Source organism: Nocardia amikacinitolerans, assembly GCF_900215415.1.
GTDB classification, from domain to species: Bacteria; Actinomycetota; Actinomycetes; order Mycobacteriales; family Mycobacteriaceae; genus Nocardia; species Nocardia amikacinitolerans.
Genome location: NZ_OBEG01000005.1, coordinates 380,932 through 406,165, shown reverse-complemented (window position 1 = coordinate 406,165; position 25,234 = coordinate 380,932). Strand labels below are relative to the sequence as shown.

Below are 25,234 nucleotides of genomic sequence, written 5' to 3'. Positions count from 1 at the left end.
CCGCACACCGCGCCGCACGTGTTCAACAGATCTACTCGACCGTCACCGATTTCGCCAGGTTCCGCGGCTTGTCGACGTCGTAACCGCGCGCCTGCGCGACCTCGGCGGCGAAGATCTGCAACGGAACCGTCGACAGCAGCGGCTGGAAAAGCGTTGGGGCCGAGGGGATCTCGATGAGATCGTCGGCGAACGGGCGCACCGTGTCGTCGCCCTCCTCCGCGATCACGATGGTCCGCGCGCCGCGCGCCTGGATCTCGCGAATGTTGCTGAGCAGCTTGGAGTGCAGCACCGCACGGCCCTTCGGCGAGGGCATCACCACGATCACCGGCAGTCCGTCCTCGATCAGCGCGATGGGGCCGTGCTTGAGCTCGCCCGCGGCGAAGCCCTCGGCGTGCATGTACGCGAGTTCCTTCAGCTTGAGCGCGCCCTCCAGCGCCACCGGGTAGCCCACGTGGCGGCCGAGGAACAGCACGGTCGGCACGTGCGCCAGCTCACGGGCGATCGCCCGCACCTGCGGCGCGGTGTCCAGCACCCGCTCGACCAGCTTCGGCATGGCCTCCAGCTCGCGGAACTCGCGCGCCACCTCGTCGGGGTACTTGGTGCCGCGGGCCTGCGCCAGCGCCAGACCCACCAGGTAGTTCGCGGCCACCTGGGCCAGGAACGCCTTGGTGGAGGCGACGCCGATCTCCGGGCCGGTGCGGGTGTAGAGCACCGCGTCGGACTCACGCGGGATCTGCGCGCCGTTGGTGTTGCAGATCGCGAGCACGCGCGCCTTCTGCTCCTTGGCGTGCCGCACCGCCTCCAGCGTGTCGGCGGTCTCACCGGACTGCGAGATCGCCACGACCAGCGTCGACCGGTCAAGGACCGGGTCGCGGTAGCGGAACTCGCTGGCCAGCTCGACCTCGACGGGCAGGCGCGTCCAATGCTCGATCGCGTACTTGGCCAGCAGACCCGCGTGATACGAGCTGCCGCACGCGACCACGAAGACCTTGTCGAACTCGCGCAACTCCTGATCGGCGAGGCGCTGCTCGTCGAGCACGATCCGGCCGCCGGACTCGTCGGTGGTGAAGTGCCCGATCAAGGTGTCGGCGACCGCGGTCGGCTGCTCCTCGATCTCCTTGAGCATGAAGTAATCATGGCCGCCCTTCTCGGCGGCCGCCAGATCCCAGTCGATGGTGAACGGACGGGTGCGCACGCCGTCCTCGGCGCCGGAGAAGTCGGTGACCTTGTAGCTGTCCGAGGTGATCACCACGGCCTGGTCCTGACCGAGCTCGACCGCCTCGCGGGTGTGCTCGATGAACGCGGTGACGTCCGAGGCGATGAACATCTCGCCCTTGCCGACGCCGACGACCAGCGGGGTGCTTCGACGCGCCGCGACGATCACGTCCGGGTGGTCGGCGTGGGTGAAGACCAGCGTGAACGCGCCCTCCAAGCGGCGCAGCACGGCCAGCGCGCTGGCCGGAAAGTCACCGGCGGTCGGCCCTTCGGCGTAGGCGCGGGCCACCAGGTGCACCGCGACCTCGGTGTCGGTGTCGCTGAGCAGCTCGACGCCCGCGTCCTCGAGCTCGCGCCGCAACGGGGCGAAGTTCTCGATGATGCCGTTGTGCACCACGGCGACCTTGCCGGAGATGTCGCGGTGCGGGTGCGCGTTGCGGTCGGTCGGCGCGCCGTGCGTCGCCCACCGGGTGTGTCCCATACCGGTGGTGCCAGCGAAACCGGCGACCCCGGTTTCGGCCAGCTCGGCCTCCAGATTGGCCAGCCTGCCCGCTTTGCGCTCGACCGCGAGAGCGCCCGCTCCGTCCAAGATTGCGACGCCCGCGGAGTCGTACCCGCGATATTCCATGCGGCGCAATGCGTCAACGACGACGCCGAGCGCGTCCCGGTACCCGACGTAGCCAACGATTCCGCACATGGCTCACCAGAGTACTTATCGGATAACGTTCACGTCGTGTCGGCGTCTGTGAAATCGCTACTGAGCACCCTGACCAGCCGCGGCCCGCACCGGGTGTTGCGGGGGAACCTGGCCATCGCGGGCCAGCCGGGGGTGGTCTATACGCCCGAGAACGGGCGCAACCTGCCCGCCGTCGCCTTCGGACACGGCTGGCTCACCGGCGTCGCCAACTACCGTGAACTGCTCCAACACCTCGCGTCCTGGGGTTTCGTCGTCGCCGCCCCCGACACCGAGCGCGGACCGATTCCGTCACATCTCGGCCTGGCGACCGACTTGCTCACCACGCTCGACATCTGCACCGGCGTGCGCCTCGGCGACGGCGAGATCAGCGTGCACCCCGACAAGCTCGCCCTGGTCGGGCACGGCATGGGTGCTGGCGCTGCCGTCATCGCCGCCGCGCAACGCAAGGTCGCCGCGCTCGCCGCCCTCTATCCCGCGCCGACCGCCCCCTCCGCGGAGACCCTCGCCCCCGACCTCGAGATCCCCGCGCTCGTCGTCGCGGGCGCCACCGACGTCTCCTCCGTCAGCTCCAACGCCCTCCCCCTCGCCGCGGCCTGGGGCGGCGAAGCGCTCCTGCGCACCGTCGACGGCGCCTCCCACAACGGCATCATCGAGGGCCGCCGCGCCCTCGCCGCCCTCGGCGCGGGCAAGCACGAAGCCAAGACCTCCCGCACCACCCGCGCCCTCCTCGTCGGCTACCTCAACTACCACGTCCTCGGCGACAAGACCTACAAGCCGTTCGCCGACACGGAAGCCACCATCCCCCACACCCAACTCGTCGACCCGCACGCGCCGCAGGAAGAGGAAAAGCCGAAGCTCTCCGTCGGCACCCTCGCCCAACTCCTGCGGAAGTAGGCGTCACCCGCAGATCGGCGCGTCCGCCCACCAGTGGTCGATGAGCTGCTGTTCGTTGTAGCCCTGCCGATCGATACCGATCAGGTATCGGGAGAGCCGTGGGTCGTCCGGGAAGGTCGTGAACACGTCGCCCTCGGTGATCGGCGACATTGCCCCCGGCGGCGGTAGGAAAATCAAAGGATCCGACGCGCACCCCGCATGCGGCTTCCGTGACCATTGGGCAGCCGCGGGTCCCTCACCTTCGGCCGCGAACGAATCGAGCTTCTCGCGCACCGCGGCAGCCGACTTGTAGTCGTAGAGAGTGAAGTTGGCGGCGTCGGCATCTCCGCCGAGGCACCGGAACCCCCTGTGGTCGAGACCATCCGAGAACGTGCACCACACGCCTCGCCACCCTGTCGCGGTGGTGCCTTTGCCGCCGGGGAGCAATTTCGGAAAATCGGCGACGATCTTTCCTTCTTTCTCGGGCCAGGCGACGGTTGTGAGGCCCGCCCAGGATCGAGGCGACGAGTCGCTGGCCTTCGCGGCGAACGAGACGACACCGACAACGCCGACCAACAAGACGGTGAGCCCGACGCCGAGCGCCGCGATCAGTTTTCCGGATGGACGACCAGCCCCGGCTGGACGGCTCCCGACGTTCGGACCGTACGGCGCCGGGATATGCGGAGACGCGGGCCGGAACGGAGACGCCGGGTAAGACGGGTTCACCGGTGCCATCCCGCCGTTGCCCGCTACGAATCCGTGTGGGATCGGCTGCAGTGGAGCCTGATTCGGCGGTTGCCACCCTCCCCCGACAGGCGCGCCGACCTGCTGCGGACCGGTGGCAGGCCGCCCCGCCTGCAATGCATGCGCGACGGCTGCCGCGAACTCGCCGCAGCTGGCGTATCGGGCTTCGGGCCGTTTCGCGAGCGCCCTCGCCAGCACCGTGTCGAGCGCTGGCGGCAGCCCGTGTCGCCGCGCGCTGATGGGCGGCGGCGGATCCGACAGATGGGACCGAATCACCGAGACGGGATTGGTCGAGTCGTAGGGCACCGTCCCCGTCAACAGCGCGAATAGGGTGCAGGCCAGGGAGTATTGATCGCACCGGTGATCAAGTGGAGCTCCGGTCAGCTGCTCTGGCGAGGCGAATGCGAGTGTCGCGGTGAAGGTCCCCGTCTGAGTCAACCCGTGCTGCTCATCGCGCAACCGCGCGATACCGAAGTCCGCCAGAAACACTCGTGGCGGTTGTCCCGGCTCGGCATCGCCGAGCAGGATGTTCGCGGGTTTGATGTCCCGGTGCAGCACGCCCTGTCGATGCGCATAGTCCAGTGCCGCAGCAGCTTCGGTGATGACACGAACCGCCAGCGCCGGTTCGATCGCACCCAGCGTCGCCACGTCGGTTCCGGCGATGTACTGCATCGAGATCCACAGACTGCGATCCTCGACGCCGCGGTCGTATACGGCGACGATGTTCGGATGCTCGAGCCGCGCGATCAGATCTGCTTCGCGCTCGAACCGTGCCCGAATCTCGTTGTCGCCGAACATTTCCGCGTTCAGCAGTTTCAGCGCGGTCTTCCTCGGCAAACGCGGATGCTTGGCGAGATACACGGTACCCATCCCGCCCTTGCCGAGCACCCGTTCGATCTCATACCCGGCGAACACCTCACCGGCCCGTAGGTCGGTCACGTGCCGCCCCCTTCGTTGTTCTACTCACACCGCCGCGTCATGCTATCGAAACCACACGGCTCCGAACGGTCTCCGCCGGGCGAACTCACCACACGCGGAAGCCGGTCCGCCTCAGTCCCATTCGCTCAGATCAACCAACTCTTACGTCGGTAGTACTCCGACTCGGGGTCATCGTCTTCATCGATCGGCGTGACAACATCCTTCGACTTGCGCGCCGCGATCGACCGAGCGATCGCCTCCCGTTGCTCCCGCGCCTCGGCCTCCTGACGCTCCCTTTCCATGCGCTCCTCAGCTTCGGCACGCTCCCGCTCCTCGGCTTCAGCGCGAGCCTGCTCGGCCTCGTCCGCAGCGGCCTCCGCTTCGCGAACCTTCTCTTCCCAGAACGGAATCAACTCACGTGCCGAACGCTCCGCCAACTCACGCCCCTTATCCGCCGTTCGACGATGCACTGCGTCGAGTTCATCGAGCAACATCGCGGAACGACGGCGGGTCTCCGCGGCCAGTTGTTCGATCTCAAAGGAGTAATTGGCCACTACATCTCTCCTGCCCGGTCATTCCGATTCACAGCGGGCCCGCCTCAGCCAGTTGGGCACCGGTGTCGAACGGCTCTTCCTGTTCCTCTGAATCCTCTTCCACGACGGGCGTCGGTATCGGCTCCGGCTGGTATTCGCCATCTTCCTCGCGCTTGGCCGCAGGTGGCATCGGCGGTGTCGTACCGGGGTTTCCGGTGCCCCCCTCCGGCGTCTGACCGCCGTCGGATGGCTTGTCTTCCGGGGCCGGAGGTTCGTCTTCGTCCGGCTTCTGCTCGCTGTCCGAGATGACCGGGATGCCGTTCTCGTCCAGCTTCATGCTGTACTCGTGCGACGTACCGTCTGGGTCTGTGGCGATCAGCTTCAACTGGCCGTCCGGTCCCATCTCGAACTTCAAATGTTTGTCCCCGAGGTCGAACTCGGCCTTCGCCTTGTCATCCTTGTTCTCCTCGTCCTTGGCGTCCTCTTCCGCCTGCTTGGTCACTTCCTCCAGCTGCTCCAAAGCAGTGTCGACCCCGTCCTGAACAATGCCGCTCAATGCGCTCAGTCCGGTACCGAGCCCCTGTGCAAGAGTGGTGGCCAGCGGCGACAGACTCTGCGCCAGAGTCGCGAGACCTTCCAACGGGTTGGTCGTGTTCGAGGGTTTCGTCGTGTCGTCGGTTTTCGTGTCGTCACCAGGTCCGGGGGTGCCGGGTGTCGAGGGCCCGGGAGGCCCAGGAGGCCCCGGAGTCGACGGCGTCTCCACTTTCTTCTCACCCGCGGGCGCGGGGTACGGATCGTCATCGATCTGTTTCAGTGCGGACTCGAGCGACGTGTACTGCGTCTCGAACGCCTGGTGCGTGATGTCGCACTGCTCGATGAACTTCTGCAGCGCTTCGTCGTATTCAACCTTGAAGATGTCGTTGAGCCAGTCGCGACAACGGGTCTGGATCTTGTGATTGTAGGCGGAATCTTCTCCCAATTGCCACGGCCAGGTGAGATCCCCCTGAAGGGCGGAAATCAAAGGCACGGCGGATAAACCCGCCTGAATAGCGTTGAGGGGGCTATTCGTCGGAGACAGATCGGGGAAGATTTTGGTCAGCTTTCCGATGAGCGTGCTGCCGCCGAAGATCGGATTCGTCAATGCGCCACTCTGCGCCCCGGAAATGATGTTATCGATATCCTCGGGCGTCTTGCCCTGGACCTTGACGTCCTTTTCGCCCTTCAGCAGCTTCAGGGTAAATTCCGCCTTGGCCAGTACGGCATCTCGAAATGGACCGATGGTCGCCCGCATGGCGTCCATAGCGGCCCGGACCTTACGCCGGTCCTCCGCCGCGAGTGTGACCTGCTGGCTGAGCATCGCGATGCCCGCGTCGGCTGCTGCGCCTTGCCAGAGCGACGGCAGCTTTTTGGCGAGCTGATCCTGGATGTCCCACTGCGCATCGGCATTGGTCAGCATCTTGTTGATGCCATCGGCGGCAGCTTCCAGCTTCGCGAGATTCATACCGCGCTGCTCGTCGTACCTCATCTCGAGGAACGAATGGGTCTTGCCGTCGTCACCGCCGAAGGCGCGACGGTACCTGGGCGCCAATTGGATCCAGTATTGAAGGCCCGGTGCACCCGCGTCGAGGATCTCGTCGACGGAACTGCCTTTGTACTGCTGAGCGAAGCCGTCTTGTACGCCCATCAGGCGCTACCCCTTCCGATGTCCGAATGCCTCATTTGTTCAGCGACGGATCATCGGCCGCCTTGTTCGTCTTACGTGCGTTGTTCTCGTCGACGTTCGCCAGCTCGATGGAGACCTTGCCTATCGCGCTGGCGGTGTCTTCCGTTGCCGTCGTCCAGATGGCCAGCCAGTTGCTCACCCGCTCCATGGCTTCGTGAACGCGCTTGCCCTGCTCGACATATTTGCGGCCTGCTTCACTCTCGGCGCCGTTCCGGCCGGTACCGAACATGTTGTCGGTGACATTGCCGATGTAGTTCCTGATGGTGGTCGCCGAACGACTCAGATCGTTCGCGGCCGTCGCCAGACCGGCTTGGTCTACGACGACGCTGCCGGAGATCGTTTGACCCATGACCCCTCCATGTTCGAGTCGTACGACGTTGGCATCGAGCGCCAGCGCGGCGCGCTGCCCTACTACATTCGACGCACCGTGTCAGGATTCGGTTCCCCCGAGATCAGCACAGGCGAAGCTCAACGCCGTGTGAAGAAATCTACTGGGCGGCGCGGCCGGGCTCAATTGGACCGTGGCGCGTGGACGCAGGTTCCGATGATCCGCACGGGAGTGTGCGGATCATCGCAGCCTGCGGCCTGGTTCACCCCTCCGAGGGGTCGGCGTTCGGGGGCCGTATGGGGGTGAGTGTAGTTGGGCGGCGGTCGCTTTCGGGAGTTCGTGGCGGGTGGCTCTTGGCAGCGCACCCGCCGCGAACGGCGACTACTCGCCGATCTTGCCCTGGTCGGTGCGCTTCCACTCGGAGGAGCCGTCGGGGTGGCGGTGGAACTCCCAGGCGGCGTAGTCGCCGTCTTTTTCGACGACGGTGACGTGGTCGGCGAGGCCGTCGTGGTCGTAGTCGGTCCAGACCTGCATGGCGTCGTCGCCCTGGGTGGTGACGGAGTCCAGGATGCCGTCGGCGTTGATGTCCTGGGTGGGATGGTTCAGTTCGACAGCCCCGAGGCCGTCCAACGGGGTGGACGCGTCGATGTCGGGTAGATCCATGCCCGGGAACTCGCCGGACGTGATCATGGCTCCTCCTCGGACGGGACTCGTGCGATGGTGCGGAACTCCGGCAGGCGCGCGGAATCACCCCATCCTGTCATCCACGAGTCCCTGGCGCAGCCCCCGACCCGGTCGCGGTGGTCACTTTTTCGGAATCACCAGCCACAGAACGAGGTACAGGATGAACTGCGGGCCGGGCAGCAGGCAGGACAGGACGAACAGCAACCGGACGATGCCGGCGTTCCAGCCGAAGTACTGTGCGATGCCGCCGCAGACTCCGGCGATCCACTTGTCGTGGGAGGTGCGGGTGAGGCGGCGGGCGGGTGCGGTCATCGGATTTCCCTCTCTGGTGTCGATCGCTGTGCCATCCACTCTCCGCGTGCGGGCGCTCGCGCACATCGGTCCGTCGACCCATCGGCACCCTGATTTCCGCGCGCCGCGACTCAGGGTGAAACCCCGAGCATGGGCGCGGATCCGGTTCGCCAGGCCGCCGACGGCGTCCATTCGAGTGCGACCCCGTGCGGCGGGCCGACGCGAACACGGCAGACTTCTCCCTGTGAGCACCACTTTGCATGCGCGCGGACTCTCCGCCGAACACGGCGAACGCACCCTGTTCGACGATCTGGATCTGACGCTCGCTCCGGGTGACGTTATCGGCTTGGTCGGCGTCAACGGCGCGGGCAAGTCAACGTTGCTGCGCATGCTCGCCGACCGGACGGCGCCCACCGGCTCGATCACGCTCAGCCCGCCGGACGCGACGGTCGGCTACCTCGCGCAGGAGCCGGAGCGGATTCCCGGCGAAACGGTCTTGGAGTTCCTCGGCCGCCGCACGGGGGTCACGGCGGCGCAGCATGCGATGGACTCCGCGGCGGAACGGCTTGCCGAGGGCGGTGCGGACGACTACACGCCCGCGCTGGAACGCTGGCTCGCGCTCGGCGGGGCCGACCTGGATCAGCGGGCCGAGGAGGTCACCGCCGAACTCGGCCTCACCGAGAACCTGGCGAGCGGTTTGGACACGCCGATGACTGGCCTCTCCGGCGGACAGGCTGCGCGTGCCGGTCTGGCATCGGTCCTGTTGTCCCGCTTCGACATTCTGCTGCTCGACGAGCCGACCAACGATCTGGACCTGGACGGGCTCGCTCGGCTCGAGCAGTTCGTCACGGGCGTGCGGGTACCGCTCATGGTGATCAGCCACGATCGAGAGTTCTTGGCGCGCACTGTGAACCGGATCGTCGAGCTGGATCTGGCGCAGCAACAGGTTGGCGTCTACGACGGCAGCTACGAGTCGTACCTCGCCGAACGGGCGATCGCGCGGCAGCACGCGAGGGATGCGTACGACGAGTACGCCGACACGAAAGCCGGCCTGGAGGCGCGGGCGCAGATGCAACGCAACTGGCTCGAGCACGGGGTGCGCAACGCTCGCCGCAAGGCCCGCGACCCGAAGAAGCTGGATTCCGACAAGGCGGGCCGCAAGATGCGCGCGGAGTCGACCGAGAAGCAGGCGGCCAAAGCGCGCCAGACGCAGCGCCGTATCGAGCGGCTGGAAGTCGTCGAGGAGCCGCGCAAGGAGTGGGAGCTGCGGATGTCCATCGCCGCGGCGCCGCGCAGCGGGTCGGTGGTCGCGACGGTATCCGACGCGACGGTCACCCGCGGTGATTTCACCCTCGGTCCGGTGACGACCCAGGTCGACTGGGCCGATCGGATCGTGCTGACCGGTGCGAACGGTTCCGGCAAGTCGACGCTGCTCGCGCTGCTGCTCGGCAAGATCCCGCCCGACTCGGGAAACGCGACGCTCGGTTCCGGAGTCGAGATCGGGGAAGTCGATCAGGCGCGCGGACTCTTCCGCGGGACAGCCTCCCTCGCGGACACCTTCGGCGCGCAGATGCCGGACTGGCCGGACGCCGAGGTGCGCACGCTGCTGGCGAAGTTCGGGCTGCGCGGGCCGCACGTGCCGCGTGCCTGCGACACGCTCTCGCCCGGCGAGCGCACGCGTGCGGCGCTGGCTCTTCTGCAAGCACGCGGCGTGAATCTGCTGGTGCTGGACGAGCCGACGAACCACCTCGACCTGCCCGCGATCGAACAGCTGGAGCAGGCCGTCGAATCCTTCACGGGCACAATGCTGCTGGTTACGCACGATCGGCGGATGCTGGAGTCGGTTCGTGCGACGCGACGTTGGCATATGGACAACGGCAAGCTCATCGAGGAATGACCGCCCTACCCGGAGTTGGGTAACCATTGTTCACCGCCCTCGCATCGCGCACCGGAGGGGCTCGATGAAGTTCTCGGGTCGCTGGTACACGTCGGTGGCGGTCGCGTAGTAGACGGTCCAGCCGTCCGCGGAGAGCCAGTTGTGCCGCCGGTCGTCGCGCACTGCCGCGGCTTCGCCGGAATGCCATGTGGCGCTGTCGTACTCCAGGCCGATACGCCACTCGGGCCAGCCGAGGTCGAGTCGCCGTAGCCCGTTCCTCGTCGACACTTCGACGTGCGGCTCAGGGCGTGGAAGGCCGGCATCGATACAGCGCAGCCGCGCCCGCGACTCCATCGGCGACTCCGCACGACCGTCCGCGAGTTCGATCAACTCCACCGCTTGCACGTAGCCGCGACGACCTCGGTGGCGTTCACTCTCCGCGAGCAGGGCTGTACGGGAGAACCCGAGGCGTAGCGCCGAGTCCAACGTCGCCACTGCGTCGAGTCGGTCGGTGGTACGCGCGACATCGACGGCGGTTCGAATCGCATTCGTCGCCACGATGCCGTTGATCAGTTCCAAGTCACCCGGCTCCGTCCGATCGCTGTGCACCACCAACCGGGAGGTTCGCGATCGCTGAACACCGAGCACATGTGTTGCCCTGCTCCCGGACACCGCGAATCCATGCAGCTCCGCGGCGGTCTCGTACGCGGCGGCCAGCGACTGCGCTCCAATCGATAGTCGCGCGGCCTCCACTCGCAGTTGCGGGTTCGGCGTTGTCGCGGATTCGCGGTAGACGCCGTGGAACACGCGCACCCAGTCGCCGCGGTCGACGCGAGTGCGCATCTCGGCGCGGGTGTACTCGCACAAGGCCTGCCAGGCGGTGAAGGCGCCGAATTGCTTGTCTCGAACTTCCGTCAGTCCCGGTCGCATGAGACCACTTTGAGCTGATCGCGTCGCGGGCTGGATTCGGCGACCTGCGGAAATGGTTGGGCGGTGGATAACTCTGGGCCTGTGGACAACTCGCCGGTAGATGCTCGAATGGCAGTCGTACCCAGGGACGAGGGACGCGAAATCGCGGGAGAGAAATGGTGGCTACAAAGGCGGTTTCAACGACCATTTGACTACCGTCGAAACCATTTCACTATCGACGGTAGTCAAATGGCGGTAGGGGACTTGACAGCAGTCAGGTCAGCAGAGCAGCAACCCGACAAACGCCACATCACCCCTCCCGCAACCTCCCCAAACGCAACCACAGCCGGATGACCACGCCGGAAGCCGAACCCACCCAACGGCGGGAGGTAAGCCGGGTACCCCACCCAACGCGCCCAGCACCGCTCACGGGCAAACCATGGCAGACAAACGAACCCGAACTAGCGAACCCGGGATCACGTCACCCAACGCAACCACGAAACCCAGCCCCCGCCACCGTCTTACCTGCCCTGGGGAGACCAACTCTCGGCACACCAGCCAGCCGTTGCTGCTAAGCCATAAACCCCGCGAAGCCGAGCGGATTCACCAGCCTGCAGCCCTCACCGTCACGCAACCCCTGATATGCCAAGCGATGCAGGCCATTCAGCCGAGCCCGCTAAACCGACGCAACCCGCTTCGCCAAATCATCCGCAAGCTGCTTCGCCTGCACCGGATCCGTCGCTTCCACCATCACCCGAACAAGCTGCTCGGTACCACTGGGACGCAACAGCACCCGCCCGGAATCCCCCAGCACCCGCTCGGCCTCCGACACCGCGTCGCGCACTTCCGGCGCGGCGGCGACCGCGGCCTTGTCGTTCACCGGCACATTCACCAACACCTGCGGCACCGTCTCCAGGACGCCGGCCAGGTCGGCGAGGGTGCGGCCGGTCTGGGCCATCCTCGCCATCAGGCGAAGGCCGGTGAGGATGCCGTCGCCGGTGGTGCCGTACTTCGGGAAGACCACGTGACCGGACTGCTCGCCGCCGAGGGTGTAGCCGCCGCGGCGCAGTTCTTCCAGCACGTAGCGGTCGCCGACGGCGGTGGTGCGCAAGCTGATACCGGCGTCGCGCATGGCGATGTGCAGGCCGAGGTTGCTCATGACGGTAGCGACCAGCGTGTCCTTCGCGAGTTCGCCCGCGTCCTTCATGGCGAGGGCCAGGATCGCCAGAATGGCATCGCCGTCGACGATGTTGCCGTCGGCGTCCACGGCGAGGCAGCGGTCGGCGTCGCCGTCGTGGGCCAGCCCGAGGTCGGCGCCGTGCTCGCGCACCGCGCGCTGCACTTGCTCGAGGTGGGTCGAACCGCAGCCGTCGTTGATGTTGAGGCCGTCGGGTTCGGCGTTGATGGCGATCACCGTCGCGCCCGCCTCGCGGTACGCGGCCGGACCGACCTCGGCGGCGGCTCCGTGCGCGCAGTCGACGACCACGGTGAGCCCGCTCAGGTCCTGCCCGGTGCCTTCGACCAGATGCTCGACGTACCGCTCGTGGGTGCCTTCCACGCTGTACTGATCCGGGATGACCAGGCCGTGGTCGCGCGCGCCGGAGGCGTTCAGCACTCGACCGATGCCCGCGCCGGTCGGACGCTGCGGAGCGTCTTCGGCAAGCAGTGCTTCGATCCGGTCCTCGACGGCGTCGTCGAGCTTGTGACCGCCCGCGGCGAAGATCTTGATGCCGTTGTCCGGCATGGGGTTGTGCGAGGCGGAGATCATCACGCCGAGGCACGCGTCGTAGAGGCCGGTGAGGTAGGCGACGGCGGGCGTCGGCAGCACACCCACCGAGAGCACGTTCACGCCCGCGGCGGTCAGCCCCGCGGTCACGGCGGCTTCCAGCATCTCGCCGGATGCCCTCGGGTCGCGGCCGACGACCGCGAGCGCACGCTTCTTGCCGCGGCCGAGCACCTGCGCCGCCGCTCCGGAAACACGCAGTGCCAGTTCCGGACTCAGCGATCCGTTGGCAAGCCCGCGGACACCGTCGGTGCCGAACAAACGTCCCATACCTCGCCCCTCATCGGTGGTTTCGCGACATGCGCGTTGGCCCGCAGGCGTCGACCTGAGCAACCGCAGGGCCCGCGAACGCCGCGACTCAATACAGCGAGAGCAGGCGACCAGCGGTGCTGGAAGCCTGCTCTCGTACAGCTGCCGCGCCGACCATACCGCCCCCGGCACCTCCAGGGTGCCGGATGGCGGTGATCGACGAAGCCAAAATCAGCGCTTCGAGTACTGAGGCGCCTTACGCGCCTTCTTCAGACCGTACTTCTTGCGCTCGGTGGCACGCGGGTCACGGGTCAGGAAGCCCGCCCGCTTCAGGGCGGGACGGTCCTCGGGGGTGACCTCGATCAGCGCGCGGGCGATGGCCAGACGCAGGGCGCCTGCCTGGCCCGACGGGCCGCCGCCGACCAGGCGGGCGTGCACGTCGAAGGATTCGGTGCGCTCGACGGTCACCAGCGGCGACTTGACCAGCTGCTGGTGCACCTTGTTCGGGAAGTAGTCCTCGATGGTGCGGCCGTTGAGCACGAAGTTGCCGGAGCCGGGGAGCAGCCGGACGCGGACGACGGCTTCCTTGCGGCGGCCGACGGTCTGCACCGGGCGATCGATGACGACCGGGGCGTAGGCGGCGGGCTCGGCGTCGTAGCCGTAGTCCTCCTCCACGACCTCGACGGCGGCCTCTTCGGCGAAGTCCTCGTTGAATTCCTCGGGAGCGGTCACTGGGCCACCTGCTTGATCTCGAACGGAACGGGCTGCTGAGCGGCGTGCGGATGGTTCGGGCCCGCGTAGACCTTGAGCTTGCCCGCGATGGCGTTACCCAGCTTGTTCTTCGGGATCATGCCCTTGACGGCCTTCTCCACGAGACGGTCGGGACGGGTCTCCAACACCTGACCGACAGTGCGCGACTTGAGGCCGCCCGGGTGCCCGGAGTGGTGGTGGATCAGCTTGTCGGTGCGCTTGTTGCCGGAGATGGCAACCTTGTCCGCGTTGATGATGATGACGAAGTCGCCACCATCGAAGTTCGGCGCGTAGGTCGGCTTGTTCTTGCCACGCAGCAGATTCGCTGCCTGGACGGCAAGACGGCCGAGCACTACGTCAGTGGCGTCGATGACGTACCACTTACGGGTCACGTCACCCGCCTTGGGGCTGTACGTAGGCACAGTGCTTCCCTGTCTGTCGTCGGTGTTGCCAGCCAAAAGCGTGCGGTCGAGGTGAATCCCGGCGGCCGGTTGAGACCCGGGCCTCGGTGTGCGAACTGGTGATCCACGAGGAATCTCCCGATCGCCCACACGCCAACGCAGAACGATACCAGGAAGGTATCGAGGGCCCGAATTCGGTCAGATCTCGACCGGGGCCCCCGGGTCGATCGCGCCCGGCGGGCCGGGCACCACGTACCGGAGCGTGTCCATGCTCGGCGGCGCGCATTCCGAGTGCACCGCGGCGGGTTCCCGGACGGCGGCGATGCCCTGCCTGCGCTCGCCCGGCGCGACGTGCGGCGTCAGACCGCAGGCCACGGGGGCTACCTCGCCGACCACCGAACGGATCGGTTCGGCGGCGCCGGTGAGCTCGATCCGGTCACCCTCGGCGGGCATCGCCACCACGGCAAGCGCTACCGCGCCCGCGATGGTGTGCGCGCCGAACAGGTTGCCCTTCATCTTGCCCCAGATCTTGCCCTTGCGGCCCTTGCCGTCCTCGTCGTCCTCCTCGGACTCGGACGGTGCCTGCCAAGAACCCTGCTGGTTCGGCGGCGGATAGGGCGACCGAGGACCGGGCGGCGGCGAGCCGGGAGCCTGGTGACCGAGCGCGGGGTTCCGCTGATCGTCGCCCTGCTGGCCCGGCGGCCTGGTGAACCGGCTGCCCAGCTCCGCCAGGTTCGGCGGGAGACCGCGCGCCAGATCCTCGCGGGTGACGCGGGTGGTCGGCTCCTCGCTGGGCACGGGTTCGGCGTTCGGCGGCACGGTCGGGTAACCGGGGCCGTAGGTGACCACGGGCGATCCCGACGGAGCCTGCGGACCGAGATCGGGCCGCTGCACCGTTTCCGGCGGTCGTTGCGCCGTTTCCGGCGGACGATGAGCCGATTCGACCGGCCGCTGAGCCGGTGGCACAGGTGGTTCGACAGGCCGCTGCCCCGCCTCCGCCTGCCACTGCCCAGGATGCTGAGCTTGCGGCGGATACTCGCTCCGCGGCTCCGCGTGCCGACCGCCCTGCTCCGGTTCCCCGGCCGCACTGTCCGTGACCAGCAGGTGAGTGGCCCCGAGCACCAGGGCGTGCATCGGATGATCGGCGACCTGCAACCGGTGCCCCAGGTGATTCTGGAACGCGAACCGCAGCGCCTCGTTGAAGCAGACATTGCCGCTCAGCAGCACCGTCGAGGTGTCCGCGCCGATCGAGCGGGCCGCGGCCATGACCTCGATCACCACATTGTCGGCCGAGCGCGCGTCGCGCATGGCGTCGCTGGTGACCGGCACGTCGACCGATTCGGTGGGCTGCTCGTCGTCACCGTGCACCGCGACGACAAGCATCGTGCGGCCGTCGGAGTAGACGCCGGTCGCGCCGACGCCGCGCGGATTGCGCTCGTCGGGCGCGCGCACCAAACCGAGCGCGCGCACGTACCCCGAGAGCGCGACGCTCTCCGGCAGAGGTTCGACCACCACGTCGAGCGTCTCGACGAGCTCGGCGTATATATCGACCTTCTCGTCCGGCCAGCCGTCCGGGAAGGGCAGCGCCACCACGTCCGGCTTGCCGCGCAGGTATTTGCCGATAGCGGCGAGCGGGTTGTACATCCTGGCGCGGAAGACCATCTCCGCGGGCCAGGTCGCCCCGGCCACCACGATCTGCGGGTGACCGAGGATGTCGCGCACGTCGGCGATGGCCATCCCGAGGTCGGGACGTTGCCGGTCGACGCCCGCGGTGTGCAGCCGTCCGGACGCATCGGCCAGCAGATACGCCGGCGGCGTGTACGTACCCTCCACCTGCACCGGCCGGATCGGAGTTCGCCCGCCGCCCGCTGCCACGGACACCACATCCCAACCGAGATGCACTGCCCCTACTCGCACCGTCACAGTCATAAGTGTGCCTGCTGCGCGAGCGAGATGCGCGCGATCCCAGCCGACCCCAGGTCGTGGCGGTTCGAGTAGGCGGTCACGCCGCGGACTTCTTCAGTCGTAGCCGCTGCCAGGTGATGATCGCGAGAACCGCCGTGATCACCAGCAACAAAGCGACATCGAGGAACCAGATGCCTGCCGAGTGTTTCCACAGATTGTCTTGCTGAGCGTTGGCGAAGATATCGAGGATGTTGACGGTCGACGCGCCGGCGGCATAACCCCAGCGCGACGGGAACAACCACGAGACCTGCTCCAGCACCACACGGTCGGTGACCGGGATGAGTCCGCCCGCCATCACGAGCTGCACCATGATCATCACGACCAGCATCGGCATGACCTGCTCGTTCGACTTCGCCAGGCTGGAGATCAGCAATCCGAAGACCACGCAGCACACCGCGGTCAACGCGATATCGATGTACAGCTCGGCGCTGCCCGAAGAGAAGACCGAACCCTGGCCCGGCGGGTTCTTGCCCGCCAGTGTGATCCCGACGAGCACTGCCGCCTGCAAGAACGCGGTCACGCTGAACACCGCGATCTTGGCCATCAAATACGCCGAGGGCAGCAACCCCACCGCCCGCTCACGGTAGAAAATGGTCCGCTCGCCCACCAGATCACGCACGGTCAGCGTGGCGCCCATGAAGCACGCGCCGAGAATCAGCACGACCAACAGCTGCTGGGTCTCGCCGCCACCGACGGGCACGATGTCGCCGTTCGGCAGGGTGGTGTATCCGCCCTTCGCGAAGCCGTTCTTGCCTGGCACCACCAGCGACAGCACACCAAGGATGACCGGCAGCAGCAACAGGAAGATCAGGTAGCCGCGGTCGGCGAAGATCAACCGAATCTGTCTGCGCACCAGCGTCGAGAACTGTTTGAACCCGCTCGACTGCGGCGGGCTGCCCGCGGGTCCGTAGCGCGGCGGCGGTGGCGGCGGTGGAGCGAACGCCTGTCTGGATCGGTAGGCGGCGAACGCCTGGTCCGGATTGGCCGCCACATTGGCGAAGATCTCGGCCCAGTCGCTGGTGCCCAAGGCCCCGCCCACTCCGGCCGGATGTCCGCAGAACGCGGTCTTGCCGCCCGGAGCCAGCAGCAGCACCTGGTCGCACATATCCAGGCAGGCCACCGAGTGGGTGACGACGATGACCACGCGACCGGCGTCGGCCAGCTCGCGCAGCATCACCATGACCTGCCGGTCCAGCGCGGGGTCCAGACCGGAGGTCGGCTCGTCCAAGATCAGCAGCGAGGGACCGGTGAGCAGCTCGAGCGCCACCGAGGCGCGCTTGCGCTGACCGCCGGAGAGCCGGTCGACCCTGGTGTCGGCGTGCTCGGTGAGCGAAAGTTCCTTCAGCACACCGTCGATCACCTTCTGACGGTCGGCCTTGGTGGTGTCCGGCGGCAGGCGCAGCTCGGCGGCGTAGCCGAGCGCCTGGCGCACCGTGAGCTGACGGTGCAGCACGTCGTCCTGCGGGACCATGCCGATACGGGAACGCAGCGCCTCGTACTCGGCGTGCAGGTTGCGTCCTTCGAAAGTCACCACGCCGCCGGACGGTTGGGTGGTGCCCGCGATCAGCTTGGACAGTGTCGACTTGCCCGCGCCCGACGGACCGATGAGCGCGGTCAGCGTGCCGCGGCCCGCCTGCATGTTCACGTCGACGAGCAGCTGCTTGTTGCCCTCGACGGTGAATCCGACGCCGTGCACGTGCAGACCCTGTTCGGCGACCGGCTTCTGCCGGTGCACCAGGGTGCCCTGCTGGACGACGAAGTCGACGTTGCCGATGGTGACGATGTCGCGCTCGCGCAGCACCGTGCGCTGCTGCCTGGTGCCGTTGACGAAGGTGCCGTTCGCCGAGCCGAGATCCTCGATGGTGAGGCCCTCTTGGGTCGCGATCAGGCGGGCGTGCTTGCGGGAGGCCAGCGGATCGTTGACGACGATCTGGTTGTCGGTGGTGCGGCCGATGGCGAGACCGGCGGACGGAATCCGGTCGGCCCTGGCGATCGGCGAGGTCGACGCCCTGGCGCGCAGCGGAGGCAGCGCCGAGGTGTCGGCCTTGGTCGTCATATTGAAGTTGGGCTGCTGCGGCGTCGGCTGCGAGGGCGGGTGATGCGCACCGACGGGTTGGTGTGACGGCGTCGGTTGGTGCGAAGGTGTCTGTTGATGCGGCGGCGCGGGCTGATGCGCTTGCTGCCCGACCGGCGGACGGTTCGGATGCTGATAACTCGGCCGTTGCCGAACCGCCTGCTGCGGCTGCGAAGACGGTGGCGGCGCCGGTGTCCGCGCGGGCCGGACCGGCGCCGCGGCCGGCAGCAGATGCAGCAGCGGACCGCTGATCGCGTCGCCCAGCCTGACCTGCGTCGGGCGGTCGATCGACACCGGCTGACTCAGCCTGCGCGCGTCGACGAAAACGCCATTGGTACTGCCGTTGTCGGTGAGAACCCAGCCGCTCCCCTGCCAGGTCAGCGTCGCGTGTACTCGCGACACCAGCGGGCTGTCGACGAACAGCGTCACTTCGGGCGCACGGCCCATGGTGACTTGCTGATTCGAATCGAAGACCCGTTCAGTTCCATCATGGCGCACGGTGATGGTCTGCGCCCCCGGTAAAGACATGCAGCGGATACTATGCCATCAACCGGACATCGGCGGTGCCCCCGACGCGCCTATTGTCCCGATCCGGCGACCGATGTGAACGATATACCGGCCGACTAGGGGGAGCTTTGCCGAAACTCCAAGCGACCGCTGTCATTACGGCTGTGCTGTGCGCGATGGCCCTGCTCGCGGGCTGTACGCGCGAAGTGGACGGCCGCGCGGTCTCGGTCTACGACGACCCGTTCAAGGTGGCCGGACTGCCAACGACGAGCGGCCCGAGCGGACCGCGTCCCGGCGTCCCCGACACCGACCTCACCGCGTCCGGCGGCGACGGCGGCGAGATCGACACTCTGGCGCTCAACGCCATCGACGACATCCAGACCTACTGGGGCGCCGAGTACGGCAAGGAGTTCGACGGCGAGTTCGCGCCCGTCGATCGGCTCATCTCCTGGAGCGCCAAGGCGCCGCGCAGCGACGCCCCCGAGTTCTGCAAGGAGACGACCTACCGTCTGGTGAACGCCGCCTTCTGCCGATTGGACAACTCCATCGGCTGGGACCGCTCGGTTCTGTTGCCCACCATGGCGGAAACCTTCGGCAAGATGGCCGTCGTGATGGTGCTCGCCCACGAGTACGGGCACGCCGTCCAATCACAGGCCAAGATCGTCGATCCGAAAGATCCGGTGATCGTCAAGGAGCAGCAGGCCGACTGCTTCGCGGGCGCGTTCATCCGTCACGTAGCGGAGGGCAAGTCGAAGCACTTCACCATCAATACTTCCGACGGTCTCAACACGGTGCTCGCCGCGACCGTCGCGATCCGCGATTCCGATCCCGACGATCCGGAGAGCGTGCACGGCTCGGCGTTCGAGCGCGTCACCGCGGTGCAGATCGGCTTCACCGACGGCCCGAAAGCGTGCAAGGGCATCGACATCGACGAGATCAACCAGCGCCGCGGCGGCCTGCCCCAGACGCTGGGCGGCAGCACCGGCGAGTACCCGATCGACAAGGAAAGCCTGATCGAGCTCACCAAGGCGCTCGCCGCGATCCTGCCCATCGAGGACAGTCCGACCTACAACTACAACGGCGCGCGGATCGACTGCCGCGACGGCACGACCACCGCGCCCGTCTCCTACTGTCCCGCCGAGAATCTCATCGCCACCGACATTCCCGAGCTGGCCAAACGCGGCACGGCCGATGTCGACGCGGACGACCCGCTGCCGCTGAAGGTCACCGGCGACTACAACGGCTACGTCGTCTTCATCGCGCGCTACACCCTCGCGGTCCAGCAGAGCCACGGCCAGTCGCTGGTCGGCGCCAAGACCGGGCTGCGCGCCGCGTGCCTGGCCGGCGTGGTCACCGGCAAGCTCGCCGACCCGAATCGCCAACGCACCCAGGGCGATATCTCCCTGGCCGCTGGCGACCTGGACGAGGCGGTGTCGGGCCTGCTCACCGACGGTCTCGCGGCAAGCGACGCGCAGGGCAAGACCGTGCCGAGCGGGTTCGCCAGGGTCGACGCCTTCCGCGCGGGCGTGCTCAACGGCGAGAACACCTGCATGTCGCGGTACTCCTAGGCGTCAGCCGCCGAACGGCGGCGGCGCGGCGGGTTCGAAACGCAGCACGCGATTGCCGATCATCACCTCGGTGCCGGGCACCAGGATCATCGGCTGATTGGGATTGAGCCGGACCCAGTCGCGGTAACCGGGCAACCGCGTGCGGGTGCCGTTGGTCGAGCCGCGGTCCACCACGGTCACGTCCCAGTTGATCAGGCGAATCTCCGCGTGCGCGCGAGACATTCCGCCGGAGTTGTCCTCCACCTTCAGCGGGATGAGCCCGCGCTGCGCGGCCTCGGAGTGTTCGGGGTCGCGGCCGAGCACCGCGTCGGCGGCCAGCATGTAGGTCATGCCGTCGTCGAGGATCAGCATGCCCAGCGGCGGACGGACCACCTCGATCAGCGCCTGGGTCTGGTCCACCGGCATGCCGCAGACGGTGCAGAACGCCGCGCGCGGATCGCTGGGATGGGCTCGGGCGCACTTGAATCCCATCACCTTCACGGTCAGCGCGGTCGCCTTCGCGGTGGCTTCGAGGCGGCGTTGCAGATCGGGATCGGGTTGTGGGGCCGGGTTGGTGCCGCCGATCTGGGTGTCGGCCTCGTGCGGGTCGGCCACCGAGTCCAGCATGGAGGTCGACGCCTGCGTCGCCGTGGGTTGCGGCTCGGGCCGGGGTTGCCGACGCGGTTCGGGGTCGATGCGCGCCGTCGGCAGCGGCGCGACGGGCGTGCGGTGCTGCGGCGCTCGGTGTTCGGTGGGCTCCGGCCGGGCGACCGCGCGCGAACGAGCGCCGTCCGACCAGACGACCGCCCCTCCGGCCTGCGCGATTCCCTCGACAAGCCAGCCGATTCCGCGCTGCCGCGGCATTTCCGGGATCCGTCCATCGGCGTCATCGATGAACAACGCGACACCCCGCGCCGGGACGGACGCGACCCGGTCGACGGTGAACGCCGCGTCGCTGCCCCGGTACCGCTCGTCCCTGCCGTCCCCGGCGAGCACCGCGGTCACCGCGCCGTGCAGGAAGATCGCGACCCCCCCGTTCTCCGCCGCGGAGAGGATGCCGAAATCGATCGGCACACCCGGGCTGATCTGCTCGGCGTGCTTCATGAGCCAGCGCGTCGCCTGCCGCGCGACCAGCGCGCCGGGGCCGTCCGGCTGTTGTTCGACGGCGGCCCTCACCAGTTCCGCGAGCGATTCGAGCGCGATGACGGCGGGCGAGTCCTCGGTCGGTTCGCCCCGCCCCCGATGCGCGACCACCAGCACCGCGCCCGCGACCCGGGCGACAGCGTGGTTCCCCGCGACGACCTCGACCTGCCGATCCTTCACCGGTATCGGCCTCCACCGGTGCTCTGGTCCAAGGTCGTCGCCATGGCACCCAGCGTATTGCAATCGGTGTCTGATCGGTCGCTCTGCCCGGCGTTCGTCGGTTATCTTCAAGGGCACGTACGGGAGGAACGAGGGGCCTGTCATGGTTCGGACTTCGCGCATCGCGATCTTGGCGGCGTGTGTTGCGGTAGCCGGTGCGTTGACCGGGTGCGGCAGCGTGGCGGGCACCGCGCTACCCGGTGAACTCGACGTCCGGAATCTGGCGGTCGGCACCTATCCGGTGGACAAGCATGCGTACGACCAGGATTCGAACGGCGACGGCGCGCTGCTGGAGGGCATGCGCATGTCCGAAGCCGTGGTGCCCACCGTGCGGATCGATCCGTCGCTCACCTTCGGCCGCGGCAGCACCGTGCTCACCGACACCGAGGCGGCGCTCGACTTCGTCGCCAACGTCTCAAAGCCGGTGCTGGACAACCGGAAGATGGTGACCGGCTTCGCCGCAAGCGGTTCCGACAAGGCCGATCCGCCCGGCCAGACCCGACCCGCCGCCGACGCCACCGCGATCACCAACGTGGTGTTCCGTTTCCCGGACGAGGCCACCGCCAAGCTCGCCGCCCGTGAACTCGAGGACGCCGACATCGGCGTCTCCGATCAGAACCGCAGGCTCGGCTCCACCAAGTACCCCGACGCCTATCTCCATTGGCGCCCAGGCGTTCCGAGCATCGGCGCCTTCCTCGCCCACCGCGAATTCGTCATCTCGCTGTACGTGCAGCGGCCCCGCGCCGACAGCACCGATCTGGTGAACTGGGCGGACAAGACGTTCGCCGCCCAGGTGCCCGCGCTGGACAAGTTCCAACCGACCCCGGTCGACAAGCTCGACACCCTGAAGGTGGACCCGGAGGGCCTGCTCGCCCGCGTCGCTGTCGCCGACCGCTCCGGGCACTCCCCCGACCCGGTCTCCTTCGCCATCTACAGCGGTAACCACGGCGTCCACTCCTCCGACGACCAAGCCGCCACCCAGCGCCTCATCGAGGAGACCGGCGTCGACAAGATCGCCATCGTGGACGCCAGCTCGGTGACCCGCACCCGCGACAGCGACGCCGCCCAGAAACTCCTCACCGGCCTGATCGACACCGCGGGCGACCAGTTCGACCCCGCCAACGCCCCCAACGACGTCCCCGGCGCGAAATGCTTGCAGCTCAACAGCAAAGGCGACCCGGAACGGGAGTACAAGTACCGCTGCTACGTGCCGTACAAGCGCTACGTCGGCGTGGTGACCAGCGACAAGGAGCCCGACGTCCGCCAGAAGGTCGCGGCGCAGTACGCGTTGCTGGCCAACAGCTTGTGAGCATCGCGGACCGCAACCGCCGGAAAGAGATTCGAGCGCGACTGTCCGTCGCCGCGGCGATCGTCGTTCTCGCCGGTGCGGCCTCCGGCTGCGGCGCCCAGCTCGAGGGACGTGGCGTGCCAGGCATGGCTCCGGTCGATCTGGCGAGCCTCGCCGTTGGCCCGTTCCCTTCGGCTCCTGTCGATTACGAACCGAAGCTGGAGACCAAGGGCGACGTCTTCGCGATCGAGTCGCGGCGGTTGTTCGGCTATCTTGTCGCGCCCTACGAAGTCGACAGCGAGATGGCCGCCCTCGATACGACGCGGATCGTCGCCGCTCCTGGTTCGGCGTTCAGCGACTCGCTCGGCGTGCTGCCCGCCCAATTCGAGCCGATCGCCGAAAGCAACCGGCTGATCGCGGGCGTCGTCACCGTCCGCTCGAATCAGAAACTTCGGGCCATGCGCAACATGTCGATCGCGCTGCTGAGATTTCCGTCCGACGACGCGGCCCGCTCCGCCGCAACGGAATTCGACCGCGTCATGGGGGAACTCCTACCGAACCGGCATGCCCTCGCGATTCCGGGTCACCCGGATGCCGTGGCTTCCACCGCGAACGACCAGAAGGGTTACGTGTTCGCCACCCGCGGCCCGATGGTGGTCATGGCGATGACCACAGTCCCCCAGCCCGACGCGAACGCCCTTGTGACACAACTGCGAACGATGCTCGATCTACAGCTCGACCGTTTGACCCGGTTCGAGCCGACACCGGTCGATCAGATCCTCGACCTGCCCGCCAACCCGGACGGGATCATGCGACTCGCGCTGCCGCCGCTTCCGGTGAGCGGTGACGACACCGCCCGCCGCGTCCAGCCGGCCGGAATCTACGACGCCGCCGGGCAGCTGCATTTCGAGCCGCGCGCCGCCGAGTTGAAGGCCGTGCTGGCGAGCGCGGGCGTCGATGCCGTCGCGCGGAACGACGCGACGGTCTACCGCACTCGCGATCTCGACTCGGCGTTCCGCCTCCAGCGTGCCCTCACCGAGCCACGCGAAGACGAGCAATCACGCGACAGTCCACCCGGCATCGCCGACGCCCAGTGCTTGCAGCGCGACACGGACGCCTTCGACCAGTACTACGAGTACATCTGCGTCCTCGTCCACGGACGCTACGTCGCTGTGGTCGGCGGCGACGGCCTGCCCGGCGGACTGTTCGACCCGAGCCTGTATCAGCGTGCGGCCGCCCAATATTCGATCCTGGCGCGGGGTGCCTGATGGTCGCACGTTCCCGAATCGCACTCGCCTTTCTCACCGTCCTGCTCGCGCTTTCCGCGGGATGCGGGTCCGAGCCCGCCGCGAGCGTCGACACGGCCGCCTTGAATCCGGGCAACTACCCGACGACGCCGCGGGACCTGGCCGCGCTGCGCACCGCCGACGCCGGAGCCGTCCGCGAATCCATCCGGCTCGGCAGCATCGTCCCGCTGCCCATGGATCTCGACAGTCGACTCGTCCACGGCCGCACCAACTTCGCAGGCCACCACTACACCGCCCGCAACCCACCGTTCCGCGGCAGCGGGATCAGCAACCTGGAGAACTTCGGCGAGCAGGCGCCCGGGCTGATCGCCGGATGGCACACCGGCGGCTCCCGCCGCGCCAATCGCAACTTCGGACTCGACGTGGCCATCGCACTCCTGCGCTTCACCACACCCGAGCAGGCAACGCACGCCATGCACGTGCTGGCGGACAAGGGAATCGAGAAGTACCCGCCCAAGCAGACCCTCGAAATCCCCGGATACCCCACCGGCCGCACCTACCTCACCGCCCACGATTCGGTGCAGTCGTGGACCGCTCGGGGCGACTACCTGCTGTGGACCTTCGTCTCCGACGGTCTCGCCACGCCGCCCGACCCGGCACCGCTACTCTCGGTCGCCAAGAAACTCTTCGACCGCCAGTTCGAGCAATTGGACCGCTTCACCCCCACCCCTGTCGAAAAGCTCTCCGACACAACCGTCGACGACTTGCTCGCCCGCACCCTCGCGGCCGAACGACCCGGCACCCTGGAGGACGTGACCGGCGTCTACACCGTGCCCGCCGCCCTCCATCTCGAAAGCCGCCCCGACCTCACCCGCCGCGCCTTCGAAGACGCGGGCGTAGACCTGATCGCCTACGCGGGCACCCGCGTCTACCGCGCAAGCGATCCCGCCGCAGCGGCCCGGCTCACCGCAGCCCTCGCCGCGCAGGTCCCGCCCGACTACGACCCCATCGACAGCCCACCCGGCCTACCCGACGCCAGCTGCTTCCGCGAAGACCCTGGTCCGCCGCAGAGCGCCCGCATCATCCTCGAACACCGCTGCTACTTCTCCCACGACCGCTACGTCGCAGAAGTCACCGCGAACCAACCGCAGGACCTCGCGCAGCGAGCGAGTGCCCAATACCTGCTGCTGGCACATGGTTCGGCGGGTTGACGTAGGATCCGGCGGGAAGTAAAGCGGTGGCATCGGTACCGATGTCCGGATTGGGGGAG

20 protein-coding genes are annotated in these 25,234 nt (G+C 67.7%); 6 read left to right on the top strand and 14 right to left on the bottom strand.

Going from position 1 to position 25,234, the window contains the following annotated elements:
• Nucleotides 1-31: 31 nt before the first annotated feature.
• Complete coding sequence (gene glmS, locus CRP45_RS23450; protein ID WP_097246976.1) at nt 32-1,912, bottom strand: glutamine--fructose-6-phosphate transaminase (isomerizing); 1,881 nt, start codon at nt 1,910-1,912, stop codon at nt 32-34.
• Nucleotides 1,913-1,948: 36 nt separating this feature from the next.
• Here glmS and CRP45_RS23445 point away from each other — a divergent pair, with 36 nt between their 5' ends.
• The gene (locus CRP45_RS23445) at nt 1,949-2,806 is read left to right on the top strand and encodes an alpha/beta hydrolase (protein ID WP_097246974.1); all 858 of its coding nucleotides are present in this window, start codon (nt 1,949-1,951) and stop codon (nt 2,804-2,806) included.
• A 3-nt stretch (nt 2,807-2,809) separates the two neighbouring features.
• On the opposite strand, the gene CRP45_RS23440 is transcribed toward CRP45_RS23445, so the two are convergent.
• From CRP45_RS23440 to CRP45_RS23415, 6 genes are all read right to left on the bottom strand, one after another.
• Nucleotides 2,810-4,417 carry a serine/threonine-protein kinase gene (locus tag CRP45_RS23440; protein ID WP_342747035.1) on the bottom strand — a complete coding sequence of 536 codons (1,608 nt, stop codon included), beginning with the start codon at nt 4,415-4,417 and terminating at the stop codon, nt 2,810-2,812.
• A gap of 176 nt (nt 4,418-4,593) precedes the next feature.
• On the bottom strand, nt 4,594-5,001 hold the full coding sequence (locus tag CRP45_RS23435; protein WP_097246973.1) for a hypothetical protein: 408 nt from the start codon (nt 4,999-5,001) through the stop codon (nt 4,594-4,596).
• A gap of 28 nt (nt 5,002-5,029) precedes the next feature.
• Entirely contained in the window at nt 5,030-6,664 is a 1,635-nt protein-coding gene (locus CRP45_RS23430; RefSeq protein WP_097246971.1) for a hypothetical protein, read from the bottom strand.
• Nucleotides 6,665-6,695: 31 nt separating this feature from the next.
• Entirely contained in the window at nt 6,696-7,052 is a 357-nt protein-coding gene (locus tag CRP45_RS23425) for a hypothetical protein (protein WP_067784964.1), read from the bottom strand.
• Nucleotides 7,053-7,412: 360 nt separating this feature from the next.
• Complete coding sequence (locus tag CRP45_RS23420) at nt 7,413-7,721, bottom strand: DUF6802 family protein (protein WP_097246969.1); 309 nt, start codon at nt 7,719-7,721, stop codon at nt 7,413-7,415.
• Nucleotides 7,722-7,835: 114 nt separating this feature from the next.
• Nucleotides 7,836-8,027, bottom strand: a complete 192-nt coding sequence (locus CRP45_RS23415) for a PspC domain-containing protein (protein ID WP_067784968.1) — start codon at nt 8,025-8,027, stop codon at nt 7,836-7,838.
• Between the two features lie 223 nt (nt 8,028-8,250).
• Between CRP45_RS23415 and CRP45_RS23410 the strand changes: the two genes are divergently transcribed.
• The gene (locus CRP45_RS23410; RefSeq protein ID WP_097246968.1) at nt 8,251-9,903 is read left to right on the top strand and encodes an ABC-F family ATP-binding cassette domain-containing protein; all 1,653 of its coding nucleotides are present in this window, start codon (nt 8,251-8,253) and stop codon (nt 9,901-9,903) included.
• A gap of 30 nt (nt 9,904-9,933) precedes the next feature.
• Here the strand turns inward: CRP45_RS23410 and CRP45_RS23405 are convergent, their stop codons facing one another.
• The 6 genes from CRP45_RS23405 to CRP45_RS23380 all read right to left on the bottom strand — a co-directional run bounded on the left by CRP45_RS23405 (nt 9,934) and on the right by CRP45_RS23380 (nt 18,541).
• Nucleotides 9,934-10,812, bottom strand: coding sequence for a hypothetical protein (locus CRP45_RS23405; RefSeq protein ID WP_097246967.1), 879 nt, complete (start codon nt 10,810-10,812; stop codon nt 9,934-9,936).
• 655 nt (nt 10,813-11,467) lie between these two features.
• Nucleotides 11,468-12,844 (bottom strand): phosphoglucosamine mutase, encoded by a 1,377-nt coding sequence (gene glmM / locus CRP45_RS23400; RefSeq protein WP_097246965.1) that lies wholly within the window; start codon nt 12,842-12,844, stop codon nt 11,468-11,470.
• A gap of 210 nt (nt 12,845-13,054) precedes the next feature.
• Entirely contained in the window at nt 13,055-13,555 is a 501-nt protein-coding gene (gene rpsI, locus CRP45_RS23395; RefSeq protein ID WP_084482930.1) for a 30S ribosomal protein S9, read from the bottom strand.
• Nucleotides 13,552-13,995 carry a 50S ribosomal protein L13 gene (rplM, locus tag CRP45_RS23390; RefSeq protein WP_067784976.1) on the bottom strand — a complete coding sequence of 148 codons (444 nt, stop codon included), beginning with the start codon at nt 13,993-13,995 and terminating at the stop codon, nt 13,552-13,554. Before rplM ends, rpsI begins: the two co-directional genes overlap by 4 nt.
• Nucleotides 13,996-14,172: 177 nt before the next feature.
• Entirely contained in the window at nt 14,173-15,903 is a 1,731-nt protein-coding gene (locus CRP45_RS23385) for a hypothetical protein (RefSeq protein WP_097246963.1), read from the bottom strand.
• Between the two features lie 73 nt (nt 15,904-15,976).
• Nucleotides 15,977-18,541, bottom strand: a complete 2,565-nt coding sequence (locus CRP45_RS23380) for an FHA domain-containing protein (RefSeq protein WP_097246962.1) — start codon at nt 18,539-18,541, stop codon at nt 15,977-15,979.
• A gap of 155 nt (nt 18,542-18,696) precedes the next feature.
• On the opposite strand from CRP45_RS23380, the gene CRP45_RS23375 reads away from it, so the two are divergent.
• Nucleotides 18,697-20,088 (top strand): neutral zinc metallopeptidase, encoded by a 1,392-nt coding sequence (locus CRP45_RS23375; RefSeq protein WP_097247195.1) that lies wholly within the window; start codon nt 18,697-18,699, stop codon nt 20,086-20,088.
• A gap of 3 nt (nt 20,089-20,091) precedes the next feature.
• On the opposite strand, the gene CRP45_RS23370 is transcribed toward CRP45_RS23375, so the two are convergent.
• Nucleotides 20,092-21,390 carry an FHA domain-containing protein gene (locus tag CRP45_RS23370; protein WP_097246961.1) on the bottom strand — a complete coding sequence of 433 codons (1,299 nt, stop codon included), beginning with the start codon at nt 21,388-21,390 and terminating at the stop codon, nt 20,092-20,094.
• A 142-nt stretch (nt 21,391-21,532) separates the two neighbouring features.
• Here CRP45_RS23370 and CRP45_RS23365 point away from each other — a divergent pair, with 142 nt between their 5' ends.
• The 3 genes from CRP45_RS23365 to CRP45_RS23355 are packed head-to-tail and all read left to right on the top strand — an operon-like array spanning nt 21,533 to nt 25,175.
• On the top strand, nt 21,533-22,738 hold the full coding sequence (locus tag CRP45_RS23365; protein ID WP_097246959.1) for a DUF7373 family lipoprotein: 1,206 nt from the start codon (nt 21,533-21,535) through the stop codon (nt 22,736-22,738).
• A complete protein-coding gene (locus CRP45_RS23360; protein ID WP_097246957.1) occupies nt 22,735-23,985 on the top strand; it encodes a DUF7373 family lipoprotein in 1,251 nt (416 codons plus the stop codon). Before CRP45_RS23365 ends, CRP45_RS23360 begins: the two co-directional genes overlap by 4 nt.
• Nucleotides 23,985-25,175, top strand: a complete 1,191-nt coding sequence (locus CRP45_RS23355; RefSeq protein ID WP_097246956.1) for a DUF7373 family lipoprotein — start codon at nt 23,985-23,987, stop codon at nt 25,173-25,175. The genes CRP45_RS23360 and CRP45_RS23355 overlap by 1 nt, the downstream gene beginning before the upstream one ends.
• Nucleotides 25,176-25,234: the final 59 nt, after the last annotated feature.